Here is a 7,541-nt window from a genome sequence, read left to right as displayed (position 1 = left end):
CAGGAAAACCTGAAGCGGGATTTACCACACATCCCTTTTGCCGAAGACTTCTGGGAATTTGCCAACGCTGGTGCCCGGTTGGCAAATATCCACGTCAACTACGAATCACAACCCGAATACGATAAACTCAATCCAATAGAAACACCGGGAAGGCAAGTGGATTTGGCTGTAGAGCGGATGAAATTCTCCAAAGATAAGACGCGTTTGAAATACAACGACTTCCTCACATTAGAGGGCATTCCTCTGGAGGCGTTTGCGTATCGGTTAGGGAATCGATCTGCATTGGAGTGGGTGGTGGATCAATATCGTGTCAAGGTAGACAAACGAAGCGGCATTAAGAACGATCCAAACCGTGCGGAAGATCCAGAGTACATCCTCCGTTTGATTGGACAGGTCATCACAGTCAGTTTAGAAACGATGGTTATTGTTAAAGGTTTGCCTGCATTGCCATAGGACGATTCATCGCCAGCCTTCCAGACCCGGTAGATGCGGTTTCCTAACCGCATCGGATCCCGAAAAAATGCACAAATCCCAATAAATGTTTAAAACCAAATACCCCTAAAATACATCAACGAAATGTTGCAAAGACGCTCAAAGATGTGATATAATGTTGCAAGCAAAAAGAACCGGGAAAGTGTGTGGCACTCGCCTGACCCTGCACTTTAATTGCAAAACTTATCCTTACAAGTACCAAGTTAGCCGCCAGAACGCCAACACAGGACCGGAGTGGAAATTTGCTGATTGATGAGATTATATGGCAGCAACAATTTATTGAGAAATTAGCGACAAAGCATGGTGTAGAAAAAACGGAAGTAGAAGAAGTCTTAACCAATCGTCCTCATTTTCGTTTCGTCTCTAAAGGCAATCGGTCTGGTGAAGATGTTTACTCGGCTATGGGACAGACGGATGCGGGACGTTATCTTATCGTTTTTTTCATTCAAAAACCAAATCGTCGGGCGTTGATTATCAGTGCAAGAGATATGACCAGAACGGAGCGAAGGAATTATGAAAGGAAAAGATAAAAAGCCAGATCCAATGCCCCCTCCCGATGCGACCCCAGAGGAGATAGGCGAATTTTGGGACACACATAACCTTGCTGACTATTGGGATGAAACCCACGAGGTAGAATTTCAGGTTAATCTCAAATCGCGCCAAGATCCGTCACCAGACGAAAGTGGAGCAGTTGATCAGATCGACCCGCTTCCGGTAGAACAAGGTTGTGAAAAACTAAAAGAACTCATTCAGTCAATAAAACCTAAAGAGTTTGAAAAACTCACTGCTGCCCTGCTGACATCGTTTCTTGAAGACCGTTTTGTAGTTGCCAGATCTGGCGATCAACCAAGAGGCGACGCTAGAAGTGTGTCTGGTAATGTATTAATACAAACCAAGAGATACACTAAAGGAAACCTCCCTGATGTTAAAACAATTGAGGGAGATATTGGTCAAGCGAGGCGAGATCCAGCATTAAATCTTCAAACCTATGTGTTGGCTGTCTCCCGCGATACAGAGCAATTAAATTATGAATTGGATGCCATTGCTAGGGAAACCGGCGTGAATATTGTTACCCTTGAACTTTCTGATGAGTTATCAGATCTCGGGGCATTATGCGTTACCTTCTGGGAGGATATCTGCCATTTCTTTAACCTCTCAAACACCGATCAGGAATTCTTAGATTGGGTTCAAATAGCAAAGACTGATTCAAAGACAAAAGACAAAATGAAGGCTGTCCGAAGCAAGTTAGAGGATGGAATTCAAACCCAAAAGCATGTTCAAAAGGATATTGAAGAATATCTACTTGAACGTTTTAACAGAGACAGAGGTTTCAATCCGATTAATCTGTCTGAAGCAATAGATCGAAAATCCGTAGAATCAAAAATCTCGGATTGGTGGAATACCGCGGACGCACCTATTTGCTGTCTTGAAGGCAAAGAAGGCCACGGAAAAACCTGGCTTGCTGCTAAGACGATGAACTCAATCTGTGATAACGAGAATATTGTCGCTTTTTGGTTAGATAGTAAATATTGGAAAGATTGCAAGTCTATATTTGATTTGCTTTACGCCTGCTTTAGTTCAGTCTATCCATCTTACCAGAAAGAAAAAATTGGCAAACTTCAGAACAAACCCGCAAAAATCTGGCGCAAAACCCTCATTGTCCTTGATGGTGTCAATGAACGGAATGCAATTGAGGCAGCACAGCAAATTCTTAGTGAATACTTTAGGAATGAGAGTGAATGGAGAGATAGAGTCCGTTTTTTGTTGACCACGCGTCCTTTGGATGATTATCCAGATTTTGAAAGTTATTTGTGGGACAAGTGTTATAAGATTGCTGTTGTCCCTTTTAATGATTCCGAATTACAAAAGGCATTAATTCCCCAAGAACTCCAACTTGATGACTTACCGGATTCATTGATAGACATTGCAAGAATTCCTCGCTATCTTCAAACGTGCATTCGATTACGAAATCAATTTCGTTCATTTGACTCTGTGACAAAGGTAATGGTTTTGTGGGCAGATTTACTTGACAAAATTGAGAAGACAGATCCACAGATTAAACAAACGATCGGTTGGCACCGTGCTAAAGACGCTCAGGAAATCCTTTCAGATCTCTCGAAACAAGCAAAATGGACGAATGTTGATGCTGGTCCCCAAGCTTCTGTTCAGCTGCTTGAAAAGTACTTTCCGAACTACCGCGAAGTGCGTCATGATTTAGAAGAACAAGGTATTGCGATTGAAGCGGGACTACTTGAGGTCAAATTGAGTAAAGATCATATTAAACTCGGTTGGGCGCTTTACCTTGCTAATCTTTTTGACTGTACCGAATTTACTGGAATTCAAGATGCCGCCGAGGGCTTTCAGAATGCGCTTGAGCCAATACCTTCAGAAGATCTGAGAACCGAAGCACTGTTTGTAGCACTCCAAATCTCTGATATATCTCCACCTGATATTTCACAAGACCAACTCTCACAAAAGCGAGCCGCTCTGATGCTTGCTTGGTTCCATAGTCACAATGCCCAGATTACGGATGAACGATTATTGTTTTGGGCAGAAAAAGATCCCGATGCTTATGCACAAGTTGTCGAATTTGAATTTGAGTATCACAATTCCCCAAATTATGAAGATGCCTTCATTGCACCCCTGGCGGAAACTTGGTTAAACAAAAGAGGTGATCATAATCGTTTGGCATCGCGCCTCACCAAATGGCTTCTACCCACATACACTGATGTCCCCCCAAAAGATGTTGTTTATACCCATACCGAAGGGCAGCGGTCCCCTCGGGAAAAGGATGACATACAATTCCAATTATTAGACGCGGCACTCTCAATTTTATCCCAAAGACCAGAGCGTCAATTACTAAAAACACTTGCATGTTGTTACGCGATCCTGCACAGCAACACAAATTTTAGCGATAGCAGGAGCAAACGGCGAATGCAATTTTCTCGATTTTATGAGAAAATCGGCAAGTTAATGCGATGGGGATATACGGAAGCAGTTTTGGACGATTTATGTTCATTAGCGGAACATGCCCAATCCGATACTCTACTATTAGATGGAATTTATGGGTTGGCAAATTGCCTCGATGTGGATTTACCTCCAATTTTGGAACGCCCTCTCACAGAGGCAGATATAGAGAAACGCGCCTTTGTAGAACAACACAACCGTCGTTTTAGGTCCTATATTGACCGCATTCGTAATCAGGAACGCTTACTAATAGGTGATTCACCAGCAGCCAATGGTAATTACCACGGACTTGACTATTTAGCGGTTCGGACAGATTTACCTGATTTGCACCATGAGGATCACGTCGAAATCAAGAAGATTTTGCAAGATGTATCAGTGAATGCTAAGTTAGGGTGGGGTGTAGGAGCAACCCTTGAAGATTTTTGTATAGAAAATCTATTGCCATGGGTTGCTAAGGATGATCACAAAAGTTACGCCAAACTTGCCTGCGAACTCAAAATTAATACACTGAATCAAAAATGGGCACAATTCAAATTGTCGTCAATTCATGGACTCATTTTTCAACCGGAAGATTGTGAAAAAATTACAGAAGCAATCCTTGGAATGAAGCAGCGTCTCGCTCAAGACGCTCAGGCAGACAATTCATCATCCGATGTAATTTATTTAACCTCCTTACTGACAGAAACCCTTCTTTTTTCTGCTTCTGAGGATAGATTAACAGATTGGTTTGAATTTCTTGATTCACATGAGTCACTTAGAACTTCAATTTGTTATGATACGCTCCCAATTTCGCTTAAGGAATTGCTACCGGAGTCAATTGTAGAATTGGCACAGCAAAGACTGGAAAAACTTCGGTCTTCAGTATCTGATAATCATACCTTGTCTAATGGGGGAACTCAAGAATTCTCAGAGGAAGAGTTTTGGTGCACGCTTTACGCTTATGGTACTTCAGTTGACGAGAACTCAGTAAAATTTGCGTTGAGCGAGTTAAAACTGAGAAAACCTGATTCAACTGGAACCTATCCAATGCTCCGATTAGCGTTATCGGATTCAAAACAATTTTTCGATGAAATGCTGATTGATGAAAGAATACAGCACCACCTTTTTTCTCGTAACGGCAGGCGGTTCATACCTGGGACCTATAATACAAGTGAAAATATCCCTTCTTACGAGGTACTGAGAGGGTTTTTGCCACCAGAGGTTATGGGATCTTTTCTCTGTCTACCGGATCAGCGTGACAATCTCTCGCGATGGGGCAAAGATCTTATTAAGTGGCTATGTTCGATTTTTCAAGGGGCTACGGAAGACTGGGATTATGATCAGGAAATGAGACTTTTGGTTAATCCAAAAGTGCTTCAGACCTGGGCAGAACAAAACACGAGCGATTTCTCGGGATTAGCAGAGGAATACTTCATAGAACTTTCCAAGTCTCCACGATACAGCGAAGCATTATGGGAATTCACGGATGCCATTCTGTGTTTGTTGTTGCGTTTCGAGCCGAATAAGGCGATGAAATACTATCACCAATTGAAGACAGAAGTCCTCAGAATAACTTATCGAACGCACTACGGCGTAGAAACATTTTTCGCCCAACTCTGGCACGTTGAGGACTGTAACTTGTCTGAACATCGACAACTCAGACGCGAACTTCTCGAAGAGTGCCTAAACGACGAAGATATTATGTTCATGACACTTACCGCCTTAGTTGAGGGCGGTCGGGATGAATTATGGAGTTTAGTAAAAGACGAATACTTGGAGAGTCATTACGCAAAGGAACGCAATCTGGGTGTTTCGATTTTGCCGTGGTTTGGAACGGACGAAGCGATTGAGAAACTTGAAGGATTGAAAGTAAATGATTCAAGTCGGTGGGTGAGCGAACACACTGCGTGGGCTTATGAAGTAGCACAACAGGAACGAAGTTGCCGAGAAGTCTATCGTCAGGCTTTACAGACGCGCGATCTGTGCAGAATTTCTGCCGTTTTTGAGCAAATAAAGCCCGCACTCTCACCTACCGCTCAATGGTGGCATCGTGAAATCGAAAAGGAGGAGTTCGGTGAGGATCCACAAGACCTCGATTCCAGACTCGCGGCTCTCATTGATCGATTTTGGCACCGATGGGGAACATCCTCACAGACGAAGGGTAACATTGAAATCTTCGGAAGAAAACTGCGTGAGTATTGTCGAGGTGAGAAAATTTCAGCGGGTTGGACTCCCCGAATTGCCCCTTGGTGGAAACCATCTTCCGATTGAGAGAGTTTACAAGGTTTCATCCTGAAAAATCCTAATCGGATAACGAGGAGAGTCAAATGAAATTAATCACGACTTTAATAATAGTGTTTTCACTCTTGAGTGTTCCTGCCTTCAGCGAACTCACCGAAGCGGATGTTAGCAAGCTCCGTCTCATCATCAAGGAGGAGCTTGAAACAGCGGTTGCAAAATCTGAAGCACGCACGAAAGAGTATATCTCTCAAGAAATTGAGAAGGTAAATACCACGATCTCGGAAATGGAAAAACGGCTGACTATCCAAATCAGTTCGTTGGACGGTAAAATCACAGAGGTGGACAAACGCTTGACCGGCGAAATCAGATCGTTAGAAAAGCAGCTGAACGGACTTTTTATGTTACTCTTGGCTTTGGTGGCTTTCATCGCCGTCGTTATCGGGATACCCCAGATCATCGTCGCATTGCAGCGAAAGCAGGTTAGCGCACAAGACGAAAAAATTGAAGCACAGCAAAAACAGATTGAAGCCTTACAAAAAGAAATGGAAATTTACCGACAAGAACGGGTTTAGACACAGAAAAACATTTGACTTATGTCAGAAAGTTGTGTATAATTATGGTTTCTAATTTTAGCGACCCTACTGTGGAGATAGTTATGCACCTAGTTAAATTGGACCCATGGTCAGAAACAGACATTCTTGAAACAGTCGAAAACAGTCTGAAAATCAAACACCATCCCGAAAAATACAGACACGCTGTGGGGGGGAAGAGCCTCTGTCTGCTTTTCCAAAAGACCTCCACGCGAACGCGCTGCGCCGGTGAAATCGGTATAACGCAACTCGGGGGGCATGCCCATTACCTCGATTGGCGCACCACAAACTTCGCGTTAGCCGACCTGAGCGACGAAATGCGCGTCCTCTCCGGGTATGTTGATATTATCTTAGCCCGTTTTTTGAAACACGCGGAACTCGTTGAGGCGGCAGCCGCTGCAACTGTCCCCGTAATTAACGGCTGTTGTGACAAATATCATCCAACACAGGCACTCGGCGATCTGATGACGATACAGGAGCATCTCGGTAGACTGGAAGGGGTCAAATTGTGCTTTATTGGTGTGCATAACAACGTCTGTAATTCGCTGATTGCTGCCGGTATGAAAGTAGGTATGGAGATCACAGTCGTCGCACCAGAGGTGAATCCTGCTGCTGTGGACAAAGAACTATGGGAAGAAGCCTCTCGCAAAGGTCTCTATAAAACGCTCGATACCGACACCGAGGCGATGGAGAGTTCATTGGAGAAAATAATTGCCGAAAGCGATGTCGTCTACACTGATACATGGGTGGACATGGAGTTCTTCACGGATCCAGCTTTTGCAAAGGAACGGAAACGTCGGTTAGAAAAGATGATGCCGTATCAATTGAATGCGGAACTGCTAAAAGGGCATAAGTGTCGGGTTATGCACTGCCTTCCTGCCCACCACGGGTATGAAATTTCGGGTGAACTCGTTAACGATGAACGCTCAATTATCTTTGAACAATCCGATAACCGTCTCCATAGCATGAAAGCGATCCTTCTCAAGCTACTTGCGTACCCCTAAGCCACAGTTTTCAGCGCGCGTAAGCCCAAGCATCGCGTCGGGCGAATCTACGGAAAGGGACATGAAAACTCGAACCCACCTCACCGAACCGCAAGGAAAAGTAGATTTTAACCCAATCTATAAATATATCATTTTAAGCATCATCAAATTCTTCAGATTTTACCCTGAATTCGCCGAAGAACCGTGTTATCTACCATTAACATATTTTAACGACTTGTGCTAAATAACTGTTTGTAAAACACAACTTCACAGAAGTGCCATTTTTTTA

General features: G+C 43.5%; 4 protein-coding genes. All 4 read left to right on the top strand.

Annotated elements, in window-relative coordinates; genetic code table 11:
- The first annotated feature begins 734 nt into the window (after positions 1-734).
- The 4 genes from F4X88_07915 to F4X88_07900 are packed head-to-tail and all read left to right on the top strand — an operon-like array spanning position 735 to position 7,273.
- The gene (locus F4X88_07915) at positions 735-1,022 is read left to right on the top strand and encodes a BrnT family toxin (GenBank protein ID MYA56205.1); all 288 of its coding nucleotides are present in this window, start codon (positions 735-737) and stop codon (positions 1,020-1,022) included.
- The gene (locus tag F4X88_07910) at positions 1,006-5,709 is read left to right on the top strand and encodes a hypothetical protein (GenBank protein ID MYA56204.1); all 4,704 of its coding nucleotides are present in this window, start codon (positions 1,006-1,008) and stop codon (positions 5,707-5,709) included. Before F4X88_07915 ends, F4X88_07910 begins: the two co-directional genes overlap by 17 nt.
- Positions 5,710-5,765: 56 nt before the next feature.
- Entirely contained in the window at positions 5,766-6,251 is a 486-nt protein-coding gene (locus tag F4X88_07905; protein ID MYA56203.1) for a hypothetical protein, read from the top strand.
- 44 nt (positions 6,252-6,295) lie between these two features.
- A complete protein-coding gene (locus tag F4X88_07900; protein ID MYA56202.1) occupies positions 6,296-7,273 on the top strand; it encodes an ornithine carbamoyltransferase in 978 nt (325 codons plus the stop codon).
- Positions 7,274-7,541 lie beyond the last annotated feature (268 nt).

This window comes from Candidatus Poribacteria bacterium, from assembly GCA_009839745.1.
Classification (GTDB): domain Bacteria; phylum Poribacteria; class WGA-4E; order WGA-4E; family WGA-3G; genus WGA-3G.
This window is presented reverse-complemented; position numbering and strand designations above follow the sequence as displayed.